Here is a 24216-nt window from a genome sequence, read left to right as displayed (position 1 = left end):
ACCGTTCCGCGGCCGGGGCGCGGCCCGCGGCGCCCGGGCGGCGTTACCGGCGCGCCGGTGGGACGCCCTGTCTACCGGCTGGCTGCTGTGGCTGGGCGGGCGCAGGCGGGGTCGCTATAATCGCGCATTTCCCTCACGCAGACGCGTACGAACCATGACCGAGTCCGTCCTCGACTATATGAGCCGCCTGGGCCGCGCCGCCCGTGAAGCCTCGCGCGTGCTCGCGCGGGCCTGCACCGCGCAGAAGAACGCCGCCCTGCTGGCCGCCGCCGATGCCCTGGACGCTGCCCGCGAGCAGCTCGCCCAAGCCAACGAGCAGGACCTGGCCGCTGGCCGGGCCAATGGCCTGGAGCCAGCCATGCTCGACCGCCTGGCGCTGAGCCCGGCGCGCATCGACGACATGATCGAGGGCCTGCGCCAGGTGGCCAAGCTGCCGGACCCCATCGGCGAGATCCGCGACATGCGCTTCGTGCCCTCGGGCATCCAGATCGGCAAGATGCGCGTGCCCCTGGGCGTGGTCGGGATCATCTACGAGTCGCGGCCGAACGTGACCATCGACGCCGCCAGCCTGTGCCTGAAATCGGGCAACGCCACCATCCTGCGCGGCGGCTCCGAGGCCATCCATTCCAACCAGGCCATCGCCCGTTGCATCCAGGCAGGCCTGGCCGCGGCCGGCCTGCCGGCGAGCGCCGTGCAGGTGGTCGAGACCACCGACCGCGCCGCCGTGGGCGCGCTGATCAGCATGCCCGAGTACGTCGATGTGATAGTCCCGCGCGGCGGCAAGGGCCTGATCGAGCGCATCAGCCGCGAGGCCAAGGTGCCGGTGATCAAGCACCTGGACGGCATCTGCCACGTGTTCATCGACGAGTCGGCCGACCTCGACAAGGCCATCCGCATCGCCGACAACGCCAAGACCCAGCGCTACGCGCCGTGCAACACCATGGAAACCCTGCTGGTGCACAAGGCCATCGCCGCGCGCGTGCTGCCGCCGCTGGCCGCCATCTACCGCGACAAGGGCGTGGAGCTGCGCGGCGATGCCGCCACCCGCGCGCTGCTGGGCAGCGACGTGCTGGAGGCGACCGAGGAAGACTGGCGCACCGAGTACAACGCGCCGATCCTGTCGATCCGCATCGTCGACGACCTGGACAGCGCCATCGAGCACATCAACACCTACGGCTCGCAGCACACCGACGCCATCGTCAGCGAGAACTTCAGCAACGCCCGGCGCTTCCTCGCCGAGGTGGACTCGGCTTCGGTCATGGTCAACGCCTCGACGCGCTTCGCCGACGGCTTCGAGTATGGCCTGGGCGCGGAGATCGGCATTTCCACCGACAAGCTGCACGCCCGCGGCCCGGTCGGCCTGGAAGGCCTGACCAGCGAGAAGTACGTGGTCTTCGGCGACGGGCACGTGCGCACCTGATGAGTAAACGGCAAGCGCGGCGGATCGGCCTCTTCGGCGGCACCTTCGATCCGGTGCACATCGGGCACCTGCGCAGTGCGCTGGAAACCGCCGAGCTGCTGGGCCTGGACGAGCTGCGCCTGCTGCCGGCGGCGCGCCCGCCGCACCGCGAGACGCCGCAGGTCTCGGCGCAGCAGCGCCTGGCCATGGTCGAGCTGGCGGTGGCCGGCGTCGCGCCCCTGACGGTGGATGCCCGCGAGCTGGCCCGCGACAAGCCGTCCTACACCATCGACACCCTGGAATCGCTGCGCGCGGAGTTGGGGAGCGAGGCGCAGCTGTTCCTGATGGTCGGCTGGGATGCTTTCTGCGGCCTGCCCACCTGGCACCGCTGGGACGAACTGCTGCAGCACTGCCACATGCTGGTGCTGCAGCGCCCGGATGCCGACGTGGAAGCGCCGGAAGCCCTGCGCGATCTGCTGGCGGCGCGTAGCATGGCCGACCCCAACGCCCTCGCCGGGCCGGCCGGGCAGGTCACTTTCATCTGGCAGACGCCCCTGGCGGTGTCGGCCACCCAGATCCGCGCCCTGCTGGCGCAGGGGCGCTCGCCGCGCTTCCTGGTGCCGGACGCGGTATTGAACTACATCGAGGCGCACGGGCTGTACCGCGCGTCCCTGGCAAACTAGAGAGTCATTCAATGCAAACCGAACAACTGGTCGAGCTGGCCGTCGCCGCTCTGGAAGACATGAAAGCGCAGGACATCACCGTCCTCGACGTGCGCGACAAGACCAGCATCACCGACGTCATGGTCATCGCCTCCGGCTCCTCCAGCCGCCAGGTCAAGTCGCTGGCCGACAACGTCCTGGAGAAGGTCAAGGAACAGGGCGTCAAGCCGATCGGCAGCGAAGGCCAGGAAGGTGGCGAATGGGTGCTGATCGACCTGGGCAACGTCGTGGTCCACGTCATGCAGCCGGCCACCCGCCAGTTCTACGACCTGGAGCGCCTCTGGCTCGGCGCCGAACAGAGCCGCGCCCATCACAGCGGCGAGTAAGCGCCCTTGCGCCTGCGTCTGATCGCGGTCGGCTCGCGCATGCCGCGCTGGGTCGAGGAGGGCTGGCAGGAGTACGTCAAGCGCCTGCCCTCGGAGCTGTCCCTGGAACTGGTGGAGATCCCGCTGAACACGCGCGGCAAGAACGCCGACGTGGCGCGGCTGATCCGCCAGGAAGGCGAAGCCATGCTGGCCAAGGTGCAGCCCGGTGAACGGGTGGTGACCCTGGAAGTCGAAGGCAAGCCCTGGAGCACCCCGCAACTGGCCGCCGAGCTGGACCGCTGGCGCCTGGACGCGCGCACCGTCAACCTCATGGTCGGCGGCCCGGAAGGGCTGGCGCCGGAGGTCTGCGCGCGCAGCGAACAGCGCTGGTCGCTGTCGCCGCTGACGTTGCCGCACCCGCTGGTGCGCATCCTGGTGGGCGAGCAGATCTACCGCGCCTGGACGGTGCTGTCCGGGCACCCCTACCACAAGTAGTCGTAGCCGTACCCGATGCCGCAGCCGATACAACTCAAGGACCACGAGAAGGACGCCCGCCTGGTGCGTCGCCGGGTCGTCGTCGGCGCGGTGGCGATCTTCCTCCTGGCCCTGGTGCTGGTGGCGCGCATGTACCACCTGCAGGTCACCCAGTACGAGTACCACTCGACGCTGTCGGAGAACAACCGCGTCCACGTCCAGCCGATCCCGCCGAACCGCGGCCTGATCTACGACCGCAACGGCGTGCTGATCGCCGACAACCGCCCCAGCTTCAGCCTCACGGTCACCCGCGAGCGCACCGAGAACCTGCAGCAGGAGCTGCAGGCGCTGGTGGAGATCCTCGGCCTGACCGAGGAGGACAAGGCGATCTTCGAGAAGCGCATGAAGCAGGGCCGGCGGCCGTTCGAGCCGGTGCCGATCATGTTCGAGCTGTCCGAGGAGCAGATCGCCCGCATCGCCGTGAACCAGTACCGTCTGCCGGGTATCGACGTCACCGCGCAGTTCGTCCGCCACTATCCGCTGGGCGAGCACTTCGCCCATTCGGTGGGCTACGTCGGGCGGATCAACGAGGCCGAGCTGAAGGTGCTCGACCCGGTCAACTATTCCGGCACCCACCACATCGGCAAGACCGGCGTGGAGAAGTTCTACGAGGCCGAGCTGCACGGCACCGTGGGCTACGAGGAGGTCGAGACCAACGCCCGCGGCCGCGTGCTGCGCGTGCTCAAGCGCACCGACCCGGTGCCGGGCAAGGACATCGTCCTGAGCATCGACAGCAAGCTGCAGGCCAAGGCCGAGGAGGCCCTGGGCGGGCGCCGCGGCGCCATCGTGGCGATCCAGCCGGCCACCGGCGAGGTGTTGGCGATGGTCAGCCAGCCCAGCTACGACCCCAACCTGTTCGTCACCGGCATCAGCTTCAAGGACTACTCGGCGCTGCGCGATTCCATCGACCGCCCGCTGTATAACCGCGTGCTGCGCGGCCTGTACCCGCCGGGCTCGACGGTGAAGCCGGCGGTGGCCCTGGCCGGCCTCGATGCCGGAGTGGTCACGCCCAGCTCGCGGGTCTTCGACCCCGGCTACTACCAACTGCCCAACTACGACCACAAGTACCGCAACTGGAACCGCTCCGGCGAGGGCTGGGTGAACCTGGAGACGGCGATCATGCGTTCCAACGACACCTACTTCTACGACCTCGCCCACAAGCTCGGCATCGACAGGCTGCACGACTACATGAGCCGCTTCGGCTTCGGCCAGCGCGTGTCCCTGGACATGTACGGCGAGTCGCCGGGGCTGATGCCCTCGCGCGAGTGGAAGCGCGCCACCCGCCGCCAGGTCTGGTTCCCCGGCGAGACGCTGATCCTCGGCATCGGCCAGGGCTACATGCAGTCCACGCCGCTGCAGCTGGCGCAGATGACCGCGCTGATCGCCAACCACGGCAAGTGGATCCGCCCGCACCTGGCCAGGACCGTCGACGGCCAGCCGCCGGTCGACCCCGAGCCGATGCCCGACATCGAGCTGCGCGAGCCGGGCAACTGGGAACTGATCGACTCCGACATGCAGCAAGTGGTGCACAATGCCCGCGGCACCGCGCACAAGGTCGGCGCCGCCTCGGTCTACCGCATCGCCGGCAAGTCCGGTACCGCGCAGGTGGTGGCGATCAAGCAGAACGAGCGCTACGACCGTTCCAAGCTCAACGAGCGCAACCGCGACCACGCGCTGTTCATCGGCTTCGCCCCGGCGGACAACCCGCAGATCGCGGTGTCGGTGATGGTGGAGAACGGCGAGTCCGGCTCCGGCGTCGCCGCCCCCGTGCTCAAGCAGGTGATGGACGCCTGGCTGCTGGACGAGAGCGGCAAGCTCAAGCCCGAATTCGCGCCACAGGTGGCGGAGGCGCCGAAGCCATGAGCATGAACATGAACCCCAACTTCGACCGCACGCTGTCCAACGAGGACGTGATGAAGCGGCGCGCCAGCCTGCTGCAGCGGCTGCACATCGACGGCCTGCTGCTGCTGCTGTTGCTGGTGCTGGGCGCGGCCGGCCTGTTCGTCCTCTATTCGGCCAGCGGCAAGAGCTGGGACCTGCTGCTCAAGCAGGCCTCGTCCTTCGGCCTGGGCCTGGTGATGATGTTCGTCATCGCCCAGATCGAGCCGCGCTTCCTGGCCCGCTGGGTGCCGCTGGGCTACCTGATCGGGGTGCTGCTGCTGGTGGTGGTGGACGTCATGGGCCACAACGCCATGGGCGCCACGCGCTGGATCAACATCCCCGGGGTGATCCGCTTCCAGCCCGCCGAGTTCATGAAGCTGTTCATGCCCATGACGCTGGCCTGGTACATGTCCAAGCGCAACCTGCCGCCGAACCTCAAGCACCTGGCGATCAGCCTGGCGCTGATCGGCGTGCCCTTCGTGCTGATCCTCAAGCAGCCGGACCTGGGCACCGCCATGCTGGTGCTGGCCTCCGGCGCCTTCGTGCTGTTCGTCGGCGGCCTGCAGTGGCGCTGGATCCTCGGCGCGGTGACCGCGGCGGTGCCAGTGGCGGTGGCCATGTGGTTCTTTGTCATGCACGATTACCAGAAGCAGCGGGTGCTGACCTTCCTCGACCCGGAAAGCGACCCGCTGGGCACCGGCTGGAACATCATCCAGTCAAAAGCGGCCATCGGTTCCGGCGGCGTATTCGGCAAGGGCTGGCTGCTGGGCACCCAGTCGCACCTGGATTTTTTGCCGGAAAGCCATACGGACTTTATCATTGCCGTGCTCGGCGAAGAGTTCGGCCTGGTGGGGGTATGCCTGCTGCTGGCCCTGTACCTGATGGTGATCTACCGCGGGCTGGTGATCACGGCGCAGGCCCAGACGCTGTATGGCAAGCTGCTGGCCGGCAGCATCACCATGACCTTCTTCGTGTACGTGTTCGTCAACATTGGTATGGTCAGCGGGTTGCTGCCGGTCGTGGGGGTTCCGCTTCCCTTCATCAGCTACGGCGGAACTTCGCTGGTGACGCTGATGTCAGGGTTCGGGGTTTTGATGTCGATTCATACGCACCGGAAATGGATCGCCCAGGTTTGAAGAAGAAACGTTGAGACCAGAGTGAAGAAAGGAATGCAGATACTGCGCGAGTGGGCCGTCAGGGGTGTCCATTGGGTGGGGCTGGCCGGGGCCATCGGCTTCGGCGGCGCCGCCCAGGCGGGCGACTACGACGGCTCGCCCCAGGTCGCCCAGTTCGTCGGCGAGATGACCCGCGACTACGGCTTCGCCGACGAGCAGCTGCTTTCGCTGTTCCAGGACGTCGAACGCAAGCAGTCGATCCTCGACGCCATTTCCCGGCCCGCCGAGCGCGTCAAGCCGTGGAAGGACTACCGGCCGATCTTCCTCACCGACGCGCGCATCAAGCGCGGCGTGGAGTTCTGGAACCAGAACGCCGAGGCCCTGGCCCGCGCGGAGAAGGACTACGGCGTGCCGGCCCAGTACATAGTGGCGATCATCGGCGTCGAGACCTTCTTCGGCCGCAACACCGGCAACTACCGGGTGATGGACGCGCTGTCCACCCTGGCCTTCGACTACCCGCCGCGCGCCGACTTCTTCCGCAAGGAACTCAAGCAGTTCCTCCTGCTGGCCCGCGAGCAGCAGGTCGACCCGCTCGGCCTGAACGGCTCCTACGCCGGCGCCATGGGCCTGCCGCAGTTCATGCCCAGCAGCTTCCGCGCCTACGCCGTGGACTTCGACGGCGACGGCCACATCAACATCTGGACCGACCCGACCGATGCCATCGGCAGCGTCGCCAGCTACTTCAAGCAGCACGGCTGGCAGGCCGGCGAGCCGGTGGTGTCGCAGGCCGAGCTGAGCATGGACAGCGCCCAGGACGCCATCACCCAGGGCCTGGAGCCGCAGATGAGCCTCGGCCAGCTGCGCGCCGCGGGCTGGCGTACCCATGACGTGCTGCGCGACGACCTCAAGGTCACCGCCATCCGCTTCGAAGGCGCCGACGGCCCCGAATACTGGGTCGGGCTGCCCAACTTCTACGTGATCACCCGCTACAACCGCAGCGCCATGTACGCCATGGCGGTCCATCAGCTGGCCGGCGAGATCGTCCGGGCGCGAGGTGTCCAGTGAACCAGCGACTGAAGCGACCGCGCTTCTGGTCGGCGGCGGCGTGCTTCGGCCTGAGCGCCGTGCTGCTCGCCAGCTGCACCAGCTCCCGGGCTCCGCAACCGGCGAAAAGCGGTGGCCTTTCCGGGCCGATGGACTACAACCGGCCGCACCGCGACGGCGCCCCCTGGTGGGACGTCGACGTATCGCGCATCCCCGATGCCGTGCCGATGCCGCACAACGGCCCGTTCAAGAACAACCCCTACACCGTGCTGGGCAAGACCTACTACCCGCTCAGCGACGCGCGCGCCTACAGCGTGACCGGCACGGCGTCCTGGTACGGCACCAAGTTCCACGGCCAGGCCACCGCCAACGGCGAGATGTACGACCTCTACGGCATGACCGCGGCGCACAAGACGCTGCCGCTGCCCAGCTACGTGCGGGTGACCAACCTGGACAACGGCAAGAGCGTCATCGTCCGCGTCAACGACCGCGGCCCGTTCTATTCCGACCGCGTCATCGACCTGTCCTTCGCCGCGGCCAAGAAGCTCGGCTACGCCGAGACCGGCACCGCGCGGGTCAAGGTCGAGGGCATCGACCCGCAGCGCTGGTGGGCCGCCCAGGGCCGCCCGGTGCCGATGGTCCTGGCGCAGCCGAAGATGGCGCCGGTGCAGAGTGCCCCGGCGGCCGGCGCACAGCCCCAGGCGGTGGCCATGGCCCAGCCGATCGAGGTCTACACCCCGCCGCCGGCGCAGCACGCCGCACCCGTGGCGCCGGTGCAGGTCGACTCAAAAAAAAACGCTTCATTACCAGCCGCTGGCCTGTATCTCCAGGTGGGTGCCTTCGCCAACCCGGACGCTGCGGAACTGCTCAGGGACAAGATCAGCGGCATGACTTCGGCCCAGGTCTTTATCAGCTCGGTCGTGGTCAACAAGCAGACCCTGCACCGGGTACGCCTGGGGCCGATCGGAACGCAGGATGAAGCGGCGCGGATGCAGGACAGCATCCGCCTGGCCAACCTCGGCCAACCCAAGCTGGTGCGTCCGGACTGAACGCGGCGCACCGATCAAGCGGCACGCCAGAGGCCGCCCGGGAATTCCCCCAAGGGATTGTTTGACCATTAGTGAACCCAGAGAGACGGATGAATATCATCACCATCGCCAAACGCCTGTCCATGCTCGTGTTGCTCAGCGCCCCCGTGGCCGGCTGGGCGGCTGAATCCGTTGTCCCCGCCGCGCCGCAGCTGGCGGCCAAGGCCTGGGTGCTGATGGACGGCGCCAGCGGCCAGGTCCTGGTGGAGAACAACGCCGACGAGCGCCTGCCCCCGGCCAGCCTGACCAAGCTGATGACCGCCTACATCGCCACCAAGGAAATCGAGGGCGGGCGCATCGCCGAGAGCGACATGGTGACCGTCAGCGAGCACGCCTGGCGCACCGGCGGTTCGCGCATGTTCATCAAGCTGGGCTCGCAGGTGTCGGTCAGCGACCTGCTGCACGGCATCATCATCCAGTCGGGCAACGACGCCTCCGTCGCCCTCGCCGAGCACATCGCCGGCAGCGAGGACGCCTTCGCCGACATGATGAACAACACCGCGCAGAAGCTGGGCATGACCAATTCCCACTTCATGGACGCCACCGGCCTGCCGAACCCGGAGCACTACTCCTCGGCCCGCGACATGGCGACCCTGGCCCGCGCCATCATCTACGGCGAGCCGACCCACTACGCCATCTACGCCCAGAAGGAATTCCTCTGGAACAACATCAAGCAGCCCAACCGCAACCTGCTGCTGTGGCGCGACAAGACCGTCGACGGCCTGAAGACCGGCCACACCGAGGAAGCCGGCTACTGCCTGGTGGCCTCCGCCGTGCGTGACGGCCAGCGCATGATCGCCGTGGTGTTCGGCACCAACAGCGAGCAGGCCCGCGCCGCCGAGACGCAGAAGCTGCTGACCTACGGCTTCCGCTTCTTCGAATCGCAGACCTTCTACAAGAAAGGCGCCGAGCTGACCAAGGCCATGGTCTGGAAGGGCTCCGAGCATGAAGTGAAGGCCGGCCTGTCCGAAGACCTGACCATGACCGTGCCGCGCGGCCAGCTCAAGCAGCTGCAGGCCAACATGGTGCTGCAGCCGCAGCTGATGGCCCCGATCCAGCAGGGCCAGGTGATCGGCAAGGTGGAAGTGAAGCTGGGCGACAAGGTCGTGCGTACCTCCGACCTGGTGGCCCTGAACGCCGTGGAGGAGGGTGGTATCTTCCGCCGCCTGTGGGATAGCATCCGCCTGTTCTTCTACGGCCTGTTCAACTGACCGACGGTCCCCCGGGCTCGTACTTTTGTATACAAGCCCGGGAATTTCTACGCATGCGCGCGCCCGACTCAGGTAAAATGCGCGCCTGCGCCTGATCGACCTCCCCCGTGGCGTCGGCAGCCGTCAGGTCCGATCCATCCGGAACCTCCCGACCCGGGAGCTTCGTGCGGAGGCGGGCTACCCGCCCGCGACAGCCATGACTGAAACCACTGATACCAGCACTCCTCCCGCGCCCAAGATCGAGTTCCCCTGCGAACGCTACCCGATCAAGGTGATCGGTGACGCCGGCGACGGCTTCGCCGACCTGGTCGTGGAGATCATCCAGCGCCACGCGCCGGACCTGGACGTCACCACCCTGGTGAGCCGCGACAGCCGCAACGGTCGCTTCCTCTCGGTGCAGGTGCTGATCACCGCCACCGGCGTCGACCAGTTGCAGAACATCCACAGCGACCTGCGCGCCAGCGGCCGCGTGCACATGGTGCTGTGATGCCCGAGTCCGGTTCTTCCCTGGGCTTCCGCGAACTCGGCGTGCTGCCCTACGAGCCGACCTGGCACGCCATGCAGCGCTTCACCGCCGAGCGCGACGAGGGCACGCCCGACGAAGTCTGGCTGCTGGAGCACGAGCGGGTGTTCACCCAGGGCCAGGCCGGCAAGGCCGAACACGTGCTGATGCCCGGCGACATCCCGGTGGTCAAGGTGGACCGCGGCGGCCAGGTGACCTACCACGGCCCCGGCCAACTGGTGGCCTACCTGCTGCTCGACGTGCGCCGCTCGCACCTGGGCGTGCGCGAGCTGGTCACGCGCATCGAACAGAGCCTGATCGGCCTGCTCGAGGGCTTCGGCGTCAGCGCCGTGTCCAAACCCGACGCCCCAGGCGTCTACGTGGACGGCGCGAAGATCGCCTCCCTCGGCCTGCGCATTCGCAACGGCCGGTCCTTCCATGGCCTGGCGCTGAACGTCGACATGGACCTGGAGCCTTTCCGTCGTATCAATCCCTGCGGCTACGCAGGCATGGCCATGACCCAGCTGCGCGAGCTGGCCGGCCCCATCACCCTGGCCGAGGTGCGCGAACGCCTGCGCGGCGAACTCACCGAGCGTCTTGGCTACGCTGAACAGAAGACCCTAACGGGCGGGATCGAACTGAGATGAGCACTGTTGTGGAGACCCCGGGCCAAGGCAAGCCGGGCAAGGTGGAAGTCGGCGTGAAACTGCGCGGCGCCGAGAAGGTGGCGCGCATTCCGGTGAAGATCATCCCCACCGAGGAACTGCCGAAGAAACCCGACTGGATCCGCGTGCGCATCCCGGTCTCGCCCGAGGTGGACCGCATCAAGCAACTGCTGCGCAAGCACAAGCTGCACAGCGTGTGCGAAGAGGCCTCCTGCCCGAACCTGGGCGAGTGCTTCTCCGGCGGCACCGCGACCTTCATGATCATGGGCGACATCTGCACCCGCCGCTGCCCGTTCTGCGACGTCGGCCACGGCCGGCCGAAGCCGCTGGACGTGGACGAGCCGACCAACCTGGCCATCGCCATCGCCGACCTGCGCCTGAAGTACGTGGTGATCACCTCGGTGGACCGCGACGACCTGCGCGACGGCGGCGCCCAGCACTTCGCCGACTGCCTGCGCGAGATCCGCAAGCTGTCCCCCGGCATCCAGCTGGAAACCCTGGTCCCGGACTACCGCGGACGCATGGACATCGCCCTGGAAATCACCGCCGCCGAGCCGCCGGACGTGTTCAACCACAACCTGGAAACCGTGCCGCGGCTGTACAAGTCCTCGCGCCCGGGTTCGGACTTCGAGTGGTCGCTGGACCTGCTGCAGAAGTTCAAGCAACTGGTGCCCCACGTGCCGACCAAGTCCGGCCTGATGCTCGGCCTGGGCGAGACCGACGACGAGGTCATCGAGGTCATGCAACGCATGCGCGAGCACGACATCGACATGCTGACCCTCGGCCAGTACCTGCAGCCCTCGCGCAACCACCTGCCGGTGCAGCGCTTCGTCCACCCGGACACCTTCGCCTGGTTCGCCGAGGAAGGCGCGAAGATGGGCTTCAAGAACGTCGCTTCCGGCCCGCTGGTGCGCTCCTCGTACCACGCCGACCAGCAGGCCCACGGCGGCAAGATCGGCTGACCGGCGCCCGATACCCCGGCCGGCCCGCAAGGGGCCGGCCGTTCATCCTGCGAATTTTCCCCTCCCTGCGACACCTCTCTTTCCCCTCCGCGCCATACCCACGAACCGCGCTTGCCCCGGGCCTCTGTGCGGCCGGTCACAGATATGGCTTACGGGAATAGTGGCACATTGCCAGGAAATAAGTGGGGCTGAAGGCGCCTTTCCCTGACTGTATAGGGGAAAAGTTCGATTGGGCGTATAGGGCGTTTCCTACGTTTTTTGGGGGTTCCCTTACCTTAATTCATTTCCGAGTTTGTTCGACCATTTGTCCGGGCCTTTGAAGACGCCCTGACAACCAACGAGTCAGTGCCAGCCAAGCGCTGCCTGACGCCGTATCGACCTGGAGTTCGAACAAATGAGCAAGAAGCTAATCGCCGCCCTGGCGTGTCTTTCCGTGGCCGGCTTGTCCGGTGCGGCAACGGCTGCCGACGGTACCCTGACCTTCGAGGGCCTGGTCAACGCCAAGACCTGCACCCTCGAGCCTTCCAGCGCCAGCCAGCTCGTCACCCTGCAGCCGGTGAACGCCGACCTCCTGCAGGGCGCCGGGACGGTTGCCGGCTCGCAGACCTTCACCCTCAACACCACCGGCTGCGACGCCAATGCCATGGTCGCCGCGGTGTTCGCCACCGGCGGCAACGTCGACCCCGCCACCGGCAACCTGAACAACACCATCCCTCCCGCGAACGGCGGCACCAATGCGCAAGTCGCCCTGTTCCGCGCCGACGGCACCACCAAGATCGACCTGAGCGACATCTCCAGCTCCGGCGGCTACCAGGTGGAGTCCGGTGCCGACGGCAAGGCTTCCCTGGGGTTCGTCGCCAAGTATGCCGCGAGCAGTGCCACCACCACCCCTGGCGTACTGAAGACCAACCTGCAGTACACCATGAGCTACCAGTAAGTCCCGCTTCCCCCGGGAGGCGACTCCCGGGGCATCCACCGAGGTTTCCATGAGCATGCTGATTCGTGCTGTCGCAATGACGGCAGGGCTCGCCTTTGCCGCGTGCCTGAGCACTTCCGCCTGGGCCGCCGTCACCGTCCAGGGCACCCGCCTGGTCTACCCCGCCGGCGAGCGGGAAATCACCGTCCGCCTGAGCAACGACGGCAAGGTCCCGGCGCTGATGCAGATCTGGGTCGACGAAGGCGACATCCAGACGCAACCCCAGGATGCCGACGCGCCCTTCGTCATCACCCCGCCGATCTTCCGCCTCGACCCCGCCAAGGGCCAGTCGGTGCGCGTGGCCTTCAGCGGCGAGACGCTGCCGGACGACCGCGAGTCGCTGTTCTGGTTCAACGCCCTGGAGATCCCGCCGCTGCCGGACGCCAGCGAGCGCAGCTACATGCAGATCGCCGTGCGTTCGCGGCTGAAGCTCTTCTACCGCCCCTCGGGGCTGCCCGGCAGCGCCGCGGAGGCGGTGCGCAAGGTGCGCTGGCAGGTGCTGGAACAGGCGGGCAAGCGCGTACTGCGCGGGGAAAATCCCACGCCTTACCACGTCTCCTACGCCAGCCTGGGGCTGAAGCAGGGCGGGCGCGGCCACGATCTCGGCCCGGGCATGCTCAAGCCGTTCTCCCACGAGGACTTCGCCCTGCCCGCCACCCTGCAGGCCGCCGGCAGCACCCTGGAGTACAGCTGGATGAGCGACTACGGCGTCGCCACCGACGACAAGGTCAAGCTGCCGTGACCGGCATGGGCTCCTGCACAGGCTTCATCCGGCGCTGGAGCGGGCGGCGCGGGACCACCGTCGCCCTGGGCTCGCTCGCCGCCGCCCTGGCCGGCCTGCCGAGCCTCGTCGGCTGGGCGGACGACCAGCCGGTGCGCTTCGACACCGATTTCCTGCGCAACGCGCCGGGCCAGACGGTCGACCTGACGCGCTTCGAGCAGGGCAGCCCGGTGCAGCCCGGCAGCTACACGCTGGACCTGTACCTCAACGACAACTGGCAGGGGCGGCAGCGCGTCGAGGTGCGCGAGGACGCCAGCGTGTGCTGGGCGCGCGAGCAACTGCCGCTGCTGGGGCTGGCCATCGACCGCCTGCCGGCCGAGGCCCGCGAGGCGCTGCAGGCCGCCGACCCGGCGTGCATCGACCTCCAGCGCCTGATCCCGGACAGCCGGGTTGCGCCCGACCTGGCCGACATGCGCCTGGAACTGAGCATTCCCCAGGCCTACCTGCGCCGCACCCGTGCCGACCACGTCGACCCGCGCGACTGGGACCGCGGCATCACCGCGGCCTTCGTCGACTACAACGCCAATGCCTACCGCAGCGACGTCGGCGGCAGCAGCTCCAGCCAGTACTACGCCGGGCTCAACAGCGGGGTGAACCTCGGCGACTGGCGCCTGCGCCACAACGGCAGCTACAGCCGCTCCGACGGCGTTTCCGAGTACGACGCCATCAGCAGCTACGCCCAGCGCGACATCACCGCGCTGAAGTCGCAGCTGACCCTGGGCGAGTACTACACCCCAGCCGACCTGTTCGACAGCGTGCCCTTCACCGGCGTCCAGCTGGCCTCGGACGAGCGCATGCTGCCCGACTCGCAGCGCGGCTTCGCCCCGGCCATCCGCGGCACCGCCGAGACCAACGCCAAGGTCACGGTGCGCCAGGGCGGCAACATCCTCTACGAAACCACGGTGGCGCCCGGCCCCTTCATCATCGACGAGCTCTACGGCACCGGCTATGCCGGCGACCTGGAAGTCACCGTGACCGAGGCCGACGGCCGCGAACGGCGCTTCACCGTGCCCTTCGCCAGCGTGGCGCAGCTGCTGCGTCCGGGCGTGTCGCGCTACAGCCTCAGCGTCGGCGAATACCGCGACGAGCGCCTGGACGACGCGCCTAAGTTCCTCCAGGGCACCTACCAGCGCGGCCTGTCCAACCTGTGGACCGGCTACACCGGCGGCATAGTCGCGCAGAACTACCTGGCGCTGCAGGGCGGGGTAGCGCTGAGCACGCCGGTGGGCGCCTTCGCCTTCGACGTCACCCGCTCCAGCGCCTCCGGCCTGGACCCGGTCCACGGCCTGGGCGGCGATGCCAGCGGGGAGAGCTACCGGCTGAGCTACAGCAAGCTGGTGGAGTCGACGCGCACCAACTTCGCGGTCGCCGCCTACCGCTTTTCCAGCGAAGGCTACCTGGGGCTGGGCGAGTTCGCCGAACTGAGCGACGGCTCCGGCGGCACCGGGCGCTTCCGCCAGCGCAACCGCCTGCAGGCCAACATCAGCCAGCCCCTGGCGGACGGCTGGGGCAGCTTCTACCTCAGCGGCTCGGCGCAGAACTACTGGAACGTCGACGCCGGCAGCGACCTCAGCTACCAGGCCGGCTACAGCAACGGCTGGCGCTGGGGCAGCCTTAACCTGTCGGCCAGCCGCACCCGCTCGCAGTCCGGGCAGAGCCAGAACCAGTACATGCTCAGCCTGTCGCTGCCCCTGGGCCGCGCGCCCAGCTCGCCCTACCTGAGCAGTTCCTACAGCCGCACCGACAACGGCGCCAGCGATGCCCAGCTCGGCCTGTCCGGCTCCCTCGGCGAGCGCAGCGCGTTCAGCTACGGCGTCTACGCATCGCGCAGCCGCAACGACGGCGGCAGCAGCACCAGCAGCGGCGCCAACGCCCAGTATCGCGCCTCGGCCGCCTCGCTGTCGGCCAGCGTCAGCGATGGCGATGGCTACCGGCAACTGGGCGTGGGCCTGTCCGGCAGCCTGCTGGCCCATGCCGGCGGCATCAACTTCAGCCCCGACCAGGGCGAGACCAAGGTCCTGGTCGAGGCCCGCGGCGCCAGCGGCGCCGGCCTGGTCAACAGCACCGGCGCGCAGGTCGCCGGCAACGGCTTCGCCTTCACCAGCGGCCTCACCCCCTACCGGCGCAATCGCGTGGGGCTGGACCCCAAGGGCCTGGGCGAGGACGTCGAACTGCAACTGACCGAGCAGACGGTGGCCCCGCGCTTCGGCTCGGTGGCCCTGCTCAAGTACCCGACGCGCAACGGCCAGCCGCTGCTGCTGACGCTGCGGGACGAGGACGGCGGCAAGCTGCCGGTGGGCGCCGAGGTGCTGGATGCCGAGGGTACCAGCCTGACCCTGGTGGGGCAGGGCAGCCGCGTGTTCCTGCGCGCCGAACAGGCGCAGGGCGAACTGCTGGTGCGCTGGGGAACCAGCCCCGACCGCCAGTGCGCGGCCGCCTACCAACTGCCGGAAGCGAAGGCCGAAGGCCAGCCGTTCTTCCGCCTCGAGGCGCTCTGCCGCCGATCCGCCAACTGACAGGTGGGCGCCCGGCGTCCACGGAGACTCCCCATGCTGAGAACAACCCTGTCGCTCTGCCTGCTGCTGTTCGCCGCGCCCTCGGCCTGGGCTTCCTGCGCCTTCGTGCCGGGCTACATGACCTCGGTCTTCAGCGTGCCCATCGATAACGTCCTGGCCGTTCCGCGGGACGTGCCGGTCGGCACCGCGCTGTTCGACAGCGGCTGGCAGCGCGCGACCGGCGTGACCATCCGCTGCGACAGCAGCGGCCAAGCCCAGGGCCAACTGGGCGGGGGCTTCGGTGCGCCACTGTCGGGCATTCCCGGGTTCGGCAATGGCGAGGTGCTGGATACCGACATTCCGGGTGTGGGCATCCAGGTGTTCTGGTGCAACTACGACTCCAAGTGCGGAAGCCCTCCCGTGCCGAACGAGAGCGTGTCGCTGGTACAGAAGCTGGACTGGCGGGTGTTTGCCGAGACCTATTCGCCCAGGAACAACTGGTGGGTGCGGCTGGTGAAGACCGGGCCGCTCCAGGCTGGCCTCCACAGCTTCGCTGGCACGGCGACGGTACGCTACATCGACCTGGACATCGGTACGCTCAGCGTCCAGGGCTCGTTGACCACCAGCGCACCGACCTGTCGGCTGGACACGCCCAACCTGGTGGTGCAGATGCCCACCGCGCCCCTGGATGCCTTCCAGGGTCCGGGGGTATTGCCGGAGCCCTGGCAGAAGCGCTTCGACATCAACCTGCAGTGCGACGCCGGCATCCGCCTCAGCTACCGGGTCGACCCGCTGTCGCTGTCGGCCGCGGCGGTGGGCGTCATGGCCAACCGCGAGGGGCCGCACATGGCCAGGAACGTCGGCATCCAGCTGTTCCACGGCGATGGCGAGGACGCGCAGCCGCTGCCCATCATGACCAAGCTGCTGCACACCCCCTCGACCGCGGCCGGCCTGGTGCGCATCCCGCTGCTGGCCAGGTACTACCAGATTTCCCCGAAGGTCACCTCGGGGCTGGTGACCACCTCGGCCACGCTGACCCTGACCTACGAGTGAGGCCTCCCATGTTCAACAGAACCCTGGGTTGTGCCCTGTGCCTGCTGCTGTGCCTCGCCGCACCGGCGGCCTGGGCGAAATGCAGTTTCAAGCAGGGCTACATGAAGTCCGTCTACAAGGTCGAGCTGCCGGCGGACCTGGACTTCCCCCAGGACCTGGCGCCAGGCCGGATGCTGTATTCCAGCGCCTGGCAAAACGCCACCGGCGTGCGCATCGCCTGCAACGCCTCGGGCAGGGTGTCCGGGCGGGTGGCGGGGCACATCGGCCCGCTGCTCGAGGTGCCGGGCTGGTACAACGGCGGCGTGCATTCCACCAACGTGCCGGGCGTGGGCGTCGCCGTGTACTGGTGCAACCGGGGCAACAGCTGCGAGCCCTCGCTGCCGGTCACCAGCCTGGACTGGGAGGTCGGGCCCTGGGACTACGATCCGGAGAACAACTGGCTGGTGCTGCTGGTCAAGACCGGGCCGATCGCCTCGGGCGTGCACGACTTCCTCGGCACCGCGACGGTGCGCTACGACAACCTGGACGTCGGCGAGCTGAGCATCCACGGGCGCTTGAAGGTGACCGCCCGGGGCTGCCGGCTCGACCCCGCCAGCAGCAGCCAGACCATACGCCTGCCGACGGTCCCGGTGGATGCCTTCCAGGAGGGCGGCGTGTTGCCCGACCCCTGGCTGGGGCGGCCGTTCGACCTGCGCATGGAGTGCGATCCGGACATCCGCCTGAGCTACCGAATCGATCCGCTGTACCCCAGCAACTTCCCCGACGTCCTGGCCAACCGGCAGGGCGACGGCCTGGCGCGCAACGTCGGCATCCAGCTGTTCCGCGAGCTTGGCGGCAAGAGCGTGGTGCTGCCGCTGCGGATGACGGTGTTCGAGGGCTGGACCCAGGGCGGCGCGCAGCGTATCTCGCTGTTCGCCCGCTACTACCAGACCGGCGCGCGGGTCACGCCCGGCGCCCTCAACACTGCTGCGACCTTCAGCATGATCTACGAGTGACGCATTCGACATCCTGAGCCCTGGCGGCGGAACCCGTTTGCATTTGCGCGGACGGGCCGTTGAGCCAGGGCGGCGACACCCCGATCATGGTCCGACCCGGCAGGCGCCTGCCGCCGAGCCGGGGCACATTGCCACGGAGCGGGGGAGTCGTGTGCGGAGGTTCCGGGCACCGTTCGTCTGCCACTGGATGGAGAACGAGAAGTGTCACGGAAATGCTTGCGTGTCGGATCCTTGTCATTGCCCATGAAATCCCTGGGGTTGTCGATCGCCTCGGGCCTGGCGCTACTGTCGCCGGTGCTGGCCCAGGCCGACTGCTCCTGGAGCAACGGCGGCTCGGGGTATGCTGGCCCCGGCAAAGTCGATTGGCCTCTACCTGCCACGCTGTCGGTTCCGCGGGATAAACCGGTAGGCGCGGTGCTCTGGCGTTCGGGTTGGAAATGGGGGGCCACCGGCATGCTCAACCGCTGTTCGGCGGGGCGTATCAGCGGCCGCCTGAGCAGCGACATCGGCCAGCCCACCGGCAATCCTGCGGTCCATGCCACGAACGTTCCCGGTATCGGCATCGCGGTGTTCTGGTGCAACGTGGGCCAGTCTTCCTGTGTGCCCGATCCGTTTCCGCTCGGGGTGACCGACAATCGCACCTGGTCGGAAGTCTCGGCGCTGAACTGGAGCTACCGGGCCGGCACCTACGATCCTTTCACGCACTTCATCGTGTATCTGGTGAAGACCGGCGACGTCAGCCCCGGCGTGATACGGATCGGTGGCCTGTCACAAGTGTTCTACAACGCCATCGAGGTCTCCCAGCTGACCCTGTCGGGGCAGACCATCGTCAGCGCGCCCGCCTGCCAGATCACCTCGGGCACCGACGTGCGCGTGCGGATGCCCCAGGTGACGGTCACCGACTTCCCGCCGGGCATCGGGGTGATGACCGACGACAGCAAGGCCGCCCCGTTCAATATCGGCCTGCTGTGCAGCGGCAGCATGAAGGTCAGCTACAGGATCGATCCGCTGAACGCCGCGACCGTCGCCAACGTCATCGACAATGCGAAGGGCGCGGACTACGCGGCGGGCGTCGGCATCCAGCTGTTCCAGGGCGACGCGTCCAGTTCCACGGTGCTGCCGCTGTCCACCCGCCTGACCCAGGCGAACGTCTCGGGCTCCAACCTGCCGCTGTCGATCCCGCTGGTGGCCAGGTACTACAAGACTTCCAACCGCATCAGCGGCGGTGCGGTGCGGGCTTCGGCGATGTTCACGCTGTTCTACGAATGAGGCGGTCGGTGCGGGCCGGCGTTGCCGGCCCGCACTGGACCTTTCAGTCGCCTTGCTGCAGGCGCGCCAGCAGCGCCGGAGTGGGGTAGCCGTCGGCCGGCAGGCCCTGGCTCTGCTGGTAGGCGCGGATGGCCGTGCGGGTGTTGGCGCCGATGATGCCGTCCGGGTTGCCCGGCTGGTAGCCGCGAGCGGCCAGGCCCTGCTGCAGGGCGATGCGCTCGCTGCGGCTGAGCGGACGGTCTTCCACCGGCCAGCCGGCCTCGATGCGGCCCAGGCCCTTGAAGCTGTCCGACAGCAGCCCGACGGCCAGCGCATAGGCGGTGGAGTTGTTGTACCTGAGGATGGCGCGGAAGTTGTCCAGCACCAGGAAGGCCGGCCCGCGGTAGCCGGCCGGCAGCAACAGCGAGGCCGTGGCCTGGGGGTTGCCCGGCAGGCGCCCGCCCACCGGCTGCACGCCCAGGCGCAGCCATTCGCCGATCGGCTTGCGGATGCTCATGTCGGCCTGGGCGTAGTCGAAGCCCTGGGCCAGGCGCACCTCGAAACCCCAGCTCTGGCCGGGCTTCCAGCCGGAGGCCTGGAGGTAGTTGGCGGTGGAGGCGAGGGCGTCGTCGGCGGAGCGCCAGATGTCGCGGCGGCCGTCGCCGTCGAAGTCCACCGCGTACTGGTCGTAGGTGGTGGGGATGAACTGCGTCTGGCCCATGGCGCCGGCCCAGGAGCCGACCATGGCGCTGGCCGGCACGTCGCCGTGCTGGATGATCCGCAGGGCGCTCAGCAACTGGCCGTGGGCGTACTCCGGGCGGCGCCCTTCGTAGGCCAGGGTGGCCAGGGAGCGGATCACGTTGCGCTCGCCCATGTTGTTGCCGAAGTTGCTTTCCATGCCCCAGATCGCCACCACGGCCTCGGCATCCACCGCGTAGCGGCTGTCGATGCGCTGCAGCACGGCGGCGTTCTGCGTCAGCTTGCCCTGGCCATTGCGGATGCGCGCCGGCGACACGGCGCCGGCCAGGTATTCCCACACCGGCCGGGTGAACTCCGGCTGGCTGCGGTCGGCGGTGACCACCGCCGGGTCGGGCTCCAGGCCGGCGAAGGCCTGGTCGAAGGTCTGCGCGCTGATGCCGGCGGCCAGGGCCTGCTGGCGGAAGCCCTCGCGCCAGGTCTCGAAGCTGATGGACGGCAACGGCTGGCCATCGGCGTCGAGCAGCACGCTGGCCGTGGACGGCTGCGAATTCGCCGCCGGCGCGTCGGCGCAGGCGGAGAGCACGCAGGCACTGAGAAGGGTCAGGCAGAGGGGAAACAGACGGAAGGGTGAAGCGGGTGTGCGCATTGCGCTCCTCGGCGGGTTCTTCAGGCAGCGGCCACCTTAGCACGCGGACGCCGGAGCGTCTGCCGCCGGGCCGGGCGCCGCGATGACAGGTTGTTGCAGGTTCAGGGGGCGGGCTTGGCCTTGGCGGCGCTCTGGTCCAGCTCCTTGAGCATCTGGTCGTAGGCCGCGCAGTCGTCCGGGCGCTCCTTGCTGGAACGGCTCTTCTTCATGGCGGCGAGCTGGGCGTTGAGGCGCTTGGCGGTTTCCGGGTCGCGCTTGGTGATGGTGGCGACCTTGTCCGCGACCTGGCGGCCCTTGGCCAGGGCCTGCTGGTCGGAACAGAAGGCCCAGGCCGAGCCGGCCATGGGCAGCAGGGCCAGCACCAGGCCGGCGGCGAGTGTCCTGGTGTTCATCGTGCTTCTCCGGGTGTCGTGCCTATTCCATGGAGGCTCGAACGGGCTGCCAAGTTCAATCGAACTGGCCGGGAAGCGCAGGGGGCGGGGAGGGACGAGGGCGGGGCGATGCGGAGGGACGTGCGGTTTTCAGGCTGCCAGAAAGAACGAAGCCTCCCAGTTGTGGGAGGCTTCGCGGCGGTAGCTGCCTTTGCCTTTCTGCGGTTTTTCCTGGCGGCTGCGGAACAGCGGTTGGGCTACCAGGGACTTGGCCTTGTTCGGCCGCTTGGCTTTCTTCGCCATGCTCTTCTCCTCGGGATGAACGCCCGCCCATTGCGGGCGCGGGCATCATCGGCGCTTTCGCCGGGAATGTCCATGCTCGGCTCAGGCCTTTGGTCGGTTGCGCCGGACCTCGCCGGGGGTGACGCCGAAGCGCTGCTTGAACAGGCGGCTGAAGTGGGCCTGGTCGGCGAAGCCCCAGCGGTAGGCCAGCTCGCCCAGCGGCAGATTCGGCGGGCCGCTGCTCAGGGCTTCGTGGCAGGCCTGCAGACGCAATGCGCGAATCCACTCCTGGACGCTGCGGCCGCTGCCCTGGAACAGGCGGTGCAGGTAGCGCACCGAAATGCCGCAAGCCGCGGCGATGCTGGCTGGACTCAGGTCGTTGTCGCCGAGGTGGCGGTGGATGTGCCGCTCGATGCGCAGCAGGTGGGCGGCGCTCACCGCGCTTTCGCCGCTCTCGCCCGGGGCCTGGCGCTCCAGGGCCAGGCCCAGCAGTTCCATGAGCTGGCGGCCAAGGTGCGCTTCGTCGCCGGGGTGCAGTTCGCCGAGGCGCCGCACGCACAGCTCCAGGTAGTCGACGAAAAGGGCGCCGGCGCCCTGGCTGGCGTCGAAGGCCAGGGCGCAGAGGCGATCGGGTGCGGCCACGTGGCGGCGCAGGGTGGTCTCGGGCAGCTTGAGCACGCGCAGCAGGTTGTCCTGGGCGTAGTGGAACTCGTAGGGCTCGGCGCTGCGCTCGAGGACGAAGGACCCGGGCGCGCAGCGGATGCTGCGGCCGCGCTGGGTAAATTCGAAACAGCTGTGCAGCGGCAGCGTCAGCAGGAACGACGCCTCATCGCAGGCGCTCAGGTGGCGCGTCTGGCGGCGGTAGCGCAGCGGCGTGGAGCGCAACTGGGAGAGCGACAGTTCGCCCAGGTCGAAGAGCTCCAGGCTGGCGCACAGGGGCTGGGGCCCGGTGTAGTCCAGTTCCAGCGGGAAATAGGCGCCGCTGACGCACTGGTTCCAGTAGGCCTGGCGCTGCTGTTCGGGCTGGCTGGCGGTGTCGAAGCGGGCGATGGCGGTCATGGCGGGCGCTGTGTGGCTGGCGTGCAGGGGCGTTTTCCAAGCAGGTCCCGTGCCGCATCCCGGGCAACGGCCGGGGCGGGGCCCCGGCCGTGCGGCTCAGCGCTGGCGCGTCAGGCGGTAGCAGCCGGACTCGTGCAGCTCGACGACCCAGCCGGGGCGGATGAGGATGTTGGTGGTGGCTTCCTCGATCACCGCCGGGCCGTGCAGGCGGTCGCCGGCCAGCAGCAGGGCGCCCTGGTAGACCGGCGTGTCGGTGCGGATGCCGTCCTCGCCGAAGAGCATCGGCCGGCTGCCGGCCAGGGCCCGCCGGGCGTGGCCGTCGCTGGCCGCCAGGCTGGGGAAGGGCGGGCGCGAGACGCGGCCGATCACCTGGCTTTCCAGGTTGACGATCTCCACTGGGTTGTCCGCCTCGGCGTAGGTGTAGAGCGCCTCGTGGCGGCGGTGGAAGGCTTCGACTATGGCCGGCAGGGTGTCGGCGTTGACCTGCAGGTCGCCGATTTCCACCGTGCATTCGTGGATCTGCCCGACGTAGCGCATCTCCAGGCTGCGCACCACGGCGATGTTCTCGTCGCGGAAGCCGTCGCCGCGCAGGGTGGCGCGGCCCTGCTGCTCCAGTTCGGCGAAGGCCGCTTCCAGGCCGGCCAGGTCGGCGTCCTCGCGGGCGAGGATGGGGTAGGTGGCCAGGTAGTTGTGCTTCACGTCGGAGAGGATCTGCCCGAGCGCGCACAGGCCGGAGGCGACCTTGGGGATCAGCACGGTGTCGATGCCCATGTCCTCGGCCAGCGCGGTCATGTGCACGCCCGCCGCGCCGCCGGCGCCGATCAGGGCGAAGTCGCGCGGGTCGTAGCCGCGCTCGATGGACACGCGGCGGATGCCGTTGACCATGTTGGCGTTGACGATGGCGTGGATGCCCCAGGCCGCCTTGTCCACGTCCATGCCCAGGGGCTCGGCGATCTTCCCGCGGATGGCCGCCAGCGCCGCCTCGCGGTCCAGGCTGATGCGCCCGCCCAGGCGCGCCTCGGGGTTGAGGTAGCCCAGGGCGAGGTTGGCGTCGGTCACCGTCGGCTGCTCGCCGCCCTGGCCGTAGGCCACCGGGCCGGGGCTGGAGCCGGCGCTCTGCGGGCCCACCTCGAGCATGCCGTAGGGGTTGATGTGGGCGATGGAGCCGCCGCCGGCGCCGAGGGTCTCGACCTGGATCATCGGCACGCCGATGCGCTGGCGCAGGAAGTCGGCATCGCGGCTGAGGTTGGTCTTGCCTTCGCGGGTCAGGGTGATGTCGAAGGAGGTGCCGCCCATGTCCACGGTGATGACGTTGCGGATGCCGAATGGCTGGGCCACGAACAGCCCGGCCTGGGGCGCCGAGGCCGGGCCGGAGTTGATCGCATTCACCGCGCGGCCGCGCATGTGCTCGCCGGTGGCCAGGCCGCCGTTGGACTGGAAGTAGCGCACCGGGCGCTGCGCGCCGAGCTGGCGGAAGTAGTCGTCGATCTTCGCCACGTAGCGCGCCATCACCGGGCTCAGGTAGGCGTTGACCAGGGTGGTGGAGGTGCGGGTGTATTCGCGGATCTGCGGGAACACCTCGGTGCCGGTGCAGACGAATACCCCCGGCAGCATCTCGCGGAGGATGGCCGCGGCGCGCTGCTCGTGGGCCGGGTTGCGCACCGACCAGAGGAAGGACACGGCGACCGCCTCCACGCCCTGCTCGGCGAACAGCCGCGCGGCCTCGCGCACGTCGTCCTCGTTCAGCGGCGTGTGCTCGCGGCCATCGGCGAGGATGCGCCCGCGCACCGGACGGCGCAGGAAGCGCGGGGCCAGCTGCGGCGCCGGCGGGTAGTCGGGGTCGTAGCGGTAGCCTTCTTCCTTGTGGCCCAGGCGGATTTCGATGCTGTCCTCGTGGCCGGCGCTGGCCAGCAGGCCGACCTTCACGCCCTTGAGTTCGATCAGCGCGTTGAGCGCCACGGTGGTGCCGTTGATGCAGAGGTCGCAGTTGGCGACGATCTCTTCCACCGGGCGGCCCAGCGCCTGGCTGATCTGGCGCAGGCCGTCGGCGATGGCCAGGGTGCCGTCCTGCGGGGTGGAAAGGGCCTTGAACAGGTGAACGCGGCCTTCGCGCTCGGCCAGGATGAAGTCGGTGAAGGTGCCGCCGGCGTCGACACCGAGGCGGTATTGGCTGTGCATGTCGG

At 68.7% G+C, this 24216-nt stretch carries 23 protein-coding genes; 18 read left to right on the top strand and 5 right to left on the bottom strand.

Annotation, left to right across the window (positions count from 1 at the left end; translation table 11 throughout):
- Positions 1-154 precede the first annotated feature (154 nt).
- The 18 genes from RN02_RS06805 (at position 155) to RN02_RS06720 (ending at position 18997) form a co-directional block, all read left to right on the top strand.
- A complete protein-coding gene (locus RN02_RS06805) occupies positions 155-1420 on the top strand; it encodes a glutamate-5-semialdehyde dehydrogenase (protein ID WP_043313760.1) in 1266 nt (421 codons plus the stop codon).
- Positions 1420-2082, top strand: coding sequence for a nicotinate-nucleotide adenylyltransferase (gene nadD, locus RN02_RS06800; RefSeq protein ID WP_043313759.1), 663 nt, complete (start codon positions 1420-1422; stop codon positions 2080-2082). The genes RN02_RS06805 and nadD overlap by 1 nt, the downstream gene beginning before the upstream one ends.
- Before the next feature lie 11 nt (positions 2083-2093).
- Entirely contained in the window at positions 2094-2447 is a 354-nt protein-coding gene (gene rsfS, locus RN02_RS06795) for a ribosome silencing factor (RefSeq protein WP_009617292.1), read from the top strand.
- A gap of 6 nt (positions 2448-2453) precedes the next feature.
- Positions 2454-2921 carry a 23S rRNA (pseudouridine(1915)-N(3))-methyltransferase RlmH gene (gene rlmH, locus RN02_RS06790; RefSeq protein ID WP_009617293.1) on the top strand — a complete coding sequence of 156 codons (468 nt, stop codon included), beginning with the start codon at positions 2454-2456 and terminating at the stop codon, positions 2919-2921.
- Positions 2922-2936: 15 nt separating this feature from the next.
- Complete coding sequence (gene mrdA / locus RN02_RS06785) at positions 2937-4823, top strand: penicillin-binding protein 2 (RefSeq protein WP_009617294.1); 1887 nt, start codon at positions 2937-2939, stop codon at positions 4821-4823.
- Between the two features lie 50 nt (positions 4824-4873).
- The gene (gene rodA / locus RN02_RS06780) at positions 4874-5977 is read left to right on the top strand and encodes a rod shape-determining protein RodA (RefSeq protein ID WP_099049098.1); all 1104 of its coding nucleotides are present in this window, start codon (positions 4874-4876) and stop codon (positions 5975-5977) included.
- Positions 5978-5998: 21 nt separating this feature from the next.
- Positions 5999-7021 (top strand): lytic murein transglycosylase B, encoded by a 1023-nt coding sequence (mltB, locus tag RN02_RS06775; RefSeq protein ID WP_099049029.1) that lies wholly within the window; start codon positions 5999-6001, stop codon positions 7019-7021.
- The gene (locus RN02_RS06770) at positions 7018-8049 is read left to right on the top strand and encodes a septal ring lytic transglycosylase RlpA family protein (RefSeq protein WP_052267661.1); all 1032 of its coding nucleotides are present in this window, start codon (positions 7018-7020) and stop codon (positions 8047-8049) included. Before mltB ends, RN02_RS06770 begins: the two co-directional genes overlap by 4 nt.
- A gap of 89 nt (positions 8050-8138) precedes the next feature.
- A complete protein-coding gene (locus tag RN02_RS06765) occupies positions 8139-9299 on the top strand; it encodes a D-alanyl-D-alanine carboxypeptidase family protein (protein ID WP_009617298.1) in 1161 nt (386 codons plus the stop codon).
- A 196-nt stretch (positions 9300-9495) separates the two neighbouring features.
- On the top strand, positions 9496-9786 hold the full coding sequence (locus tag RN02_RS06760; protein WP_009617299.1) for a DUF493 domain-containing protein: 291 nt from the start codon (positions 9496-9498) through the stop codon (positions 9784-9786).
- A complete protein-coding gene (lipB, locus tag RN02_RS06755; RefSeq protein ID WP_043313756.1) occupies positions 9786-10448 on the top strand; it encodes a lipoyl(octanoyl) transferase LipB in 663 nt (220 codons plus the stop codon). The genes RN02_RS06760 and lipB overlap by 1 nt, the downstream gene beginning before the upstream one ends.
- A complete protein-coding gene (gene lipA, locus RN02_RS06750) occupies positions 10445-11428 on the top strand; it encodes a lipoyl synthase (protein ID WP_009617302.1) in 984 nt (327 codons plus the stop codon). Before lipB ends, lipA begins: the two co-directional genes overlap by 4 nt.
- A gap of 394 nt (positions 11429-11822) precedes the next feature.
- Positions 11823-12365, top strand: coding sequence for a fimbrial protein (locus RN02_RS06745; protein WP_009617304.1), 543 nt, complete (start codon positions 11823-11825; stop codon positions 12363-12365).
- Positions 12366-12414: 49 nt separating this feature from the next.
- Positions 12415-13146 carry a fimbrial biogenesis chaperone gene (locus RN02_RS06740; protein ID WP_043313755.1) on the top strand — a complete coding sequence of 244 codons (732 nt, stop codon included), beginning with the start codon at positions 12415-12417 and terminating at the stop codon, positions 13144-13146.
- A gap of 5 nt (positions 13147-13151) precedes the next feature.
- The gene (locus RN02_RS06735; RefSeq protein WP_082033738.1) at positions 13152-15701 is read left to right on the top strand and encodes a fimbria/pilus outer membrane usher protein; all 2550 of its coding nucleotides are present in this window, start codon (positions 13152-13154) and stop codon (positions 15699-15701) included.
- A gap of 33 nt (positions 15702-15734) precedes the next feature.
- The gene (locus RN02_RS06730) at positions 15735-16733 is read left to right on the top strand and encodes a fimbrial protein (protein WP_043313752.1); all 999 of its coding nucleotides are present in this window, start codon (positions 15735-15737) and stop codon (positions 16731-16733) included.
- A gap of 8 nt (positions 16734-16741) precedes the next feature.
- Positions 16742-17728: a fimbrial protein gene (locus RN02_RS06725; protein WP_043313749.1), complete on the top strand. Its 987-nt coding sequence runs from the start codon at positions 16742-16744 to the stop codon at positions 17726-17728.
- Positions 17729-17971: 243 nt separating this feature from the next.
- Entirely contained in the window at positions 17972-18997 is a 1026-nt protein-coding gene (locus tag RN02_RS06720; protein ID WP_082033733.1) for a fimbrial protein, read from the top strand.
- A gap of 43 nt (positions 18998-19040) precedes the next feature.
- On the opposite strand, the gene RN02_RS06715 is transcribed toward RN02_RS06720, so the two are convergent.
- From RN02_RS06715 to capA, 5 genes are all read right to left on the bottom strand, one after another.
- Positions 19041-20345: a lytic murein transglycosylase gene (locus tag RN02_RS06715; RefSeq protein ID WP_371263889.1), complete on the bottom strand. Its 1305-nt coding sequence runs from the start codon at positions 20343-20345 to the stop codon at positions 19041-19043.
- 77 nt (positions 20346-20422) lie between these two features.
- On the bottom strand, positions 20423-20713 hold the full coding sequence (locus RN02_RS06710) for a hypothetical protein (protein WP_043313746.1): 291 nt from the start codon (positions 20711-20713) through the stop codon (positions 20423-20425).
- Between the two features lie 129 nt (positions 20714-20842).
- Positions 20843-20995: an alternative ribosome rescue factor ArfA gene (arfA, locus tag RN02_RS06705; RefSeq protein ID WP_043313745.1), complete on the bottom strand. Its 153-nt coding sequence runs from the start codon at positions 20993-20995 to the stop codon at positions 20843-20845.
- A gap of 81 nt (positions 20996-21076) precedes the next feature.
- Entirely contained in the window at positions 21077-22033 is a 957-nt protein-coding gene (locus RN02_RS06700) for a helix-turn-helix domain-containing protein (protein ID WP_052267660.1), read from the bottom strand.
- Positions 22034-22129: 96 nt separating this feature from the next.
- Entirely contained in the window at positions 22130-24211 is a 2082-nt protein-coding gene (gene capA / locus RN02_RS06695; RefSeq protein WP_043313743.1) for a caprolactamase subunit alpha, read from the bottom strand.
- Between the last annotated feature and the right edge of the window lie 5 nt (positions 24212-24216).

Origin of the sequence: Pseudomonas sp. PI1 (assembly GCF_000812405.1) — a bacterium.
Lineage (GTDB): Bacteria > Pseudomonadota > Gammaproteobacteria > Pseudomonadales > Pseudomonadaceae > Pseudomonas > Pseudomonas citronellolis.
This window is presented reverse-complemented; position numbering and strand designations above follow the sequence as displayed.

What these genes read in the sequence shown, in the direction of transcription:
- RN02_RS06725 (WP_043313749.1), top strand. Translation starts at nt 16,742, where the DNA reads ATGTTCAACAGAACCCTGGGTTGTGCCCTGTGCCTGCTGCTGTGCCTC.
- RN02_RS06805 (WP_043313760.1), top strand. Translation starts at nt 155, where the DNA reads ATGACCGAGTCCGTCCTCGACTATATGAGCCGCCTGGGCCGCGCCGCC.
- RN02_RS06730 (WP_043313752.1), top strand. Translation starts at nt 15,735, where the DNA reads ATGCTGAGAACAACCCTGTCGCTCTGCCTGCTGCTGTTCGCCGCGCCC.
- RN02_RS06700 (WP_052267660.1), bottom strand. Translation starts at nt 22,033, where the DNA reads ATGACCGCCATCGCCCGCTTCGACACCGCCAGCCAGCCCGAACAGCAG.
- lipB (WP_043313756.1), top strand. Translation starts at nt 9,786, where the DNA reads ATGCCCGAGTCCGGTTCTTCCCTGGGCTTCCGCGAACTCGGCGTGCTG.
- rodA (WP_099049098.1), top strand. Translation starts at nt 4,874, where the DNA reads ATGAAGCGGCGCGCCAGCCTGCTGCAGCGGCTGCACATCGACGGCCTG.
- RN02_RS06710 (WP_043313746.1), bottom strand. Translation starts at nt 20,713, where the DNA reads ATGAACACCAGGACACTCGCCGCCGGCCTGGTGCTGGCCCTGCTGCCC.
- RN02_RS06740 (WP_043313755.1), top strand. Translation starts at nt 12,415, where the DNA reads ATGAGCATGCTGATTCGTGCTGTCGCAATGACGGCAGGGCTCGCCTTT.
- RN02_RS06765 (WP_009617298.1), top strand. Translation starts at nt 8,139, where the DNA reads ATGAATATCATCACCATCGCCAAACGCCTGTCCATGCTCGTGTTGCTC.
- nadD (WP_043313759.1), top strand. Translation starts at nt 1,420, where the DNA reads ATGAGTAAACGGCAAGCGCGGCGGATCGGCCTCTTCGGCGGCACCTTC.
- mrdA (WP_009617294.1), top strand. Translation starts at nt 2,937, where the DNA reads ATGCCGCAGCCGATACAACTCAAGGACCACGAGAAGGACGCCCGCCTG.
- capA (WP_043313743.1), bottom strand. Translation starts at nt 24,211, where the DNA reads ATGCACAGCCAATACCGCCTCGGTGTCGACGCCGGCGGCACCTTCACC.
- RN02_RS06735 (WP_082033738.1), top strand. Translation starts at nt 13,152, where the DNA reads ATGGGCTCCTGCACAGGCTTCATCCGGCGCTGGAGCGGGCGGCGCGGG.
- RN02_RS06760 (WP_009617299.1), top strand. Translation starts at nt 9,496, where the DNA reads ATGACTGAAACCACTGATACCAGCACTCCTCCCGCGCCCAAGATCGAG.
- RN02_RS06720 (WP_082033733.1), top strand. Translation starts at nt 17,972, where the DNA reads ATGAAATCCCTGGGGTTGTCGATCGCCTCGGGCCTGGCGCTACTGTCG.
- RN02_RS06745 (WP_009617304.1), top strand. Translation starts at nt 11,823, where the DNA reads ATGAGCAAGAAGCTAATCGCCGCCCTGGCGTGTCTTTCCGTGGCCGGC.
- lipA (WP_009617302.1), top strand. Translation starts at nt 10,445, where the DNA reads ATGAGCACTGTTGTGGAGACCCCGGGCCAAGGCAAGCCGGGCAAGGTG.
- rsfS (WP_009617292.1), top strand. Translation starts at nt 2,094, where the DNA reads ATGCAAACCGAACAACTGGTCGAGCTGGCCGTCGCCGCTCTGGAAGAC.
- arfA (WP_043313745.1), bottom strand. Translation starts at nt 20,995, where the DNA reads ATGGCGAAGAAAGCCAAGCGGCCGAACAAGGCCAAGTCCCTGGTAGCC.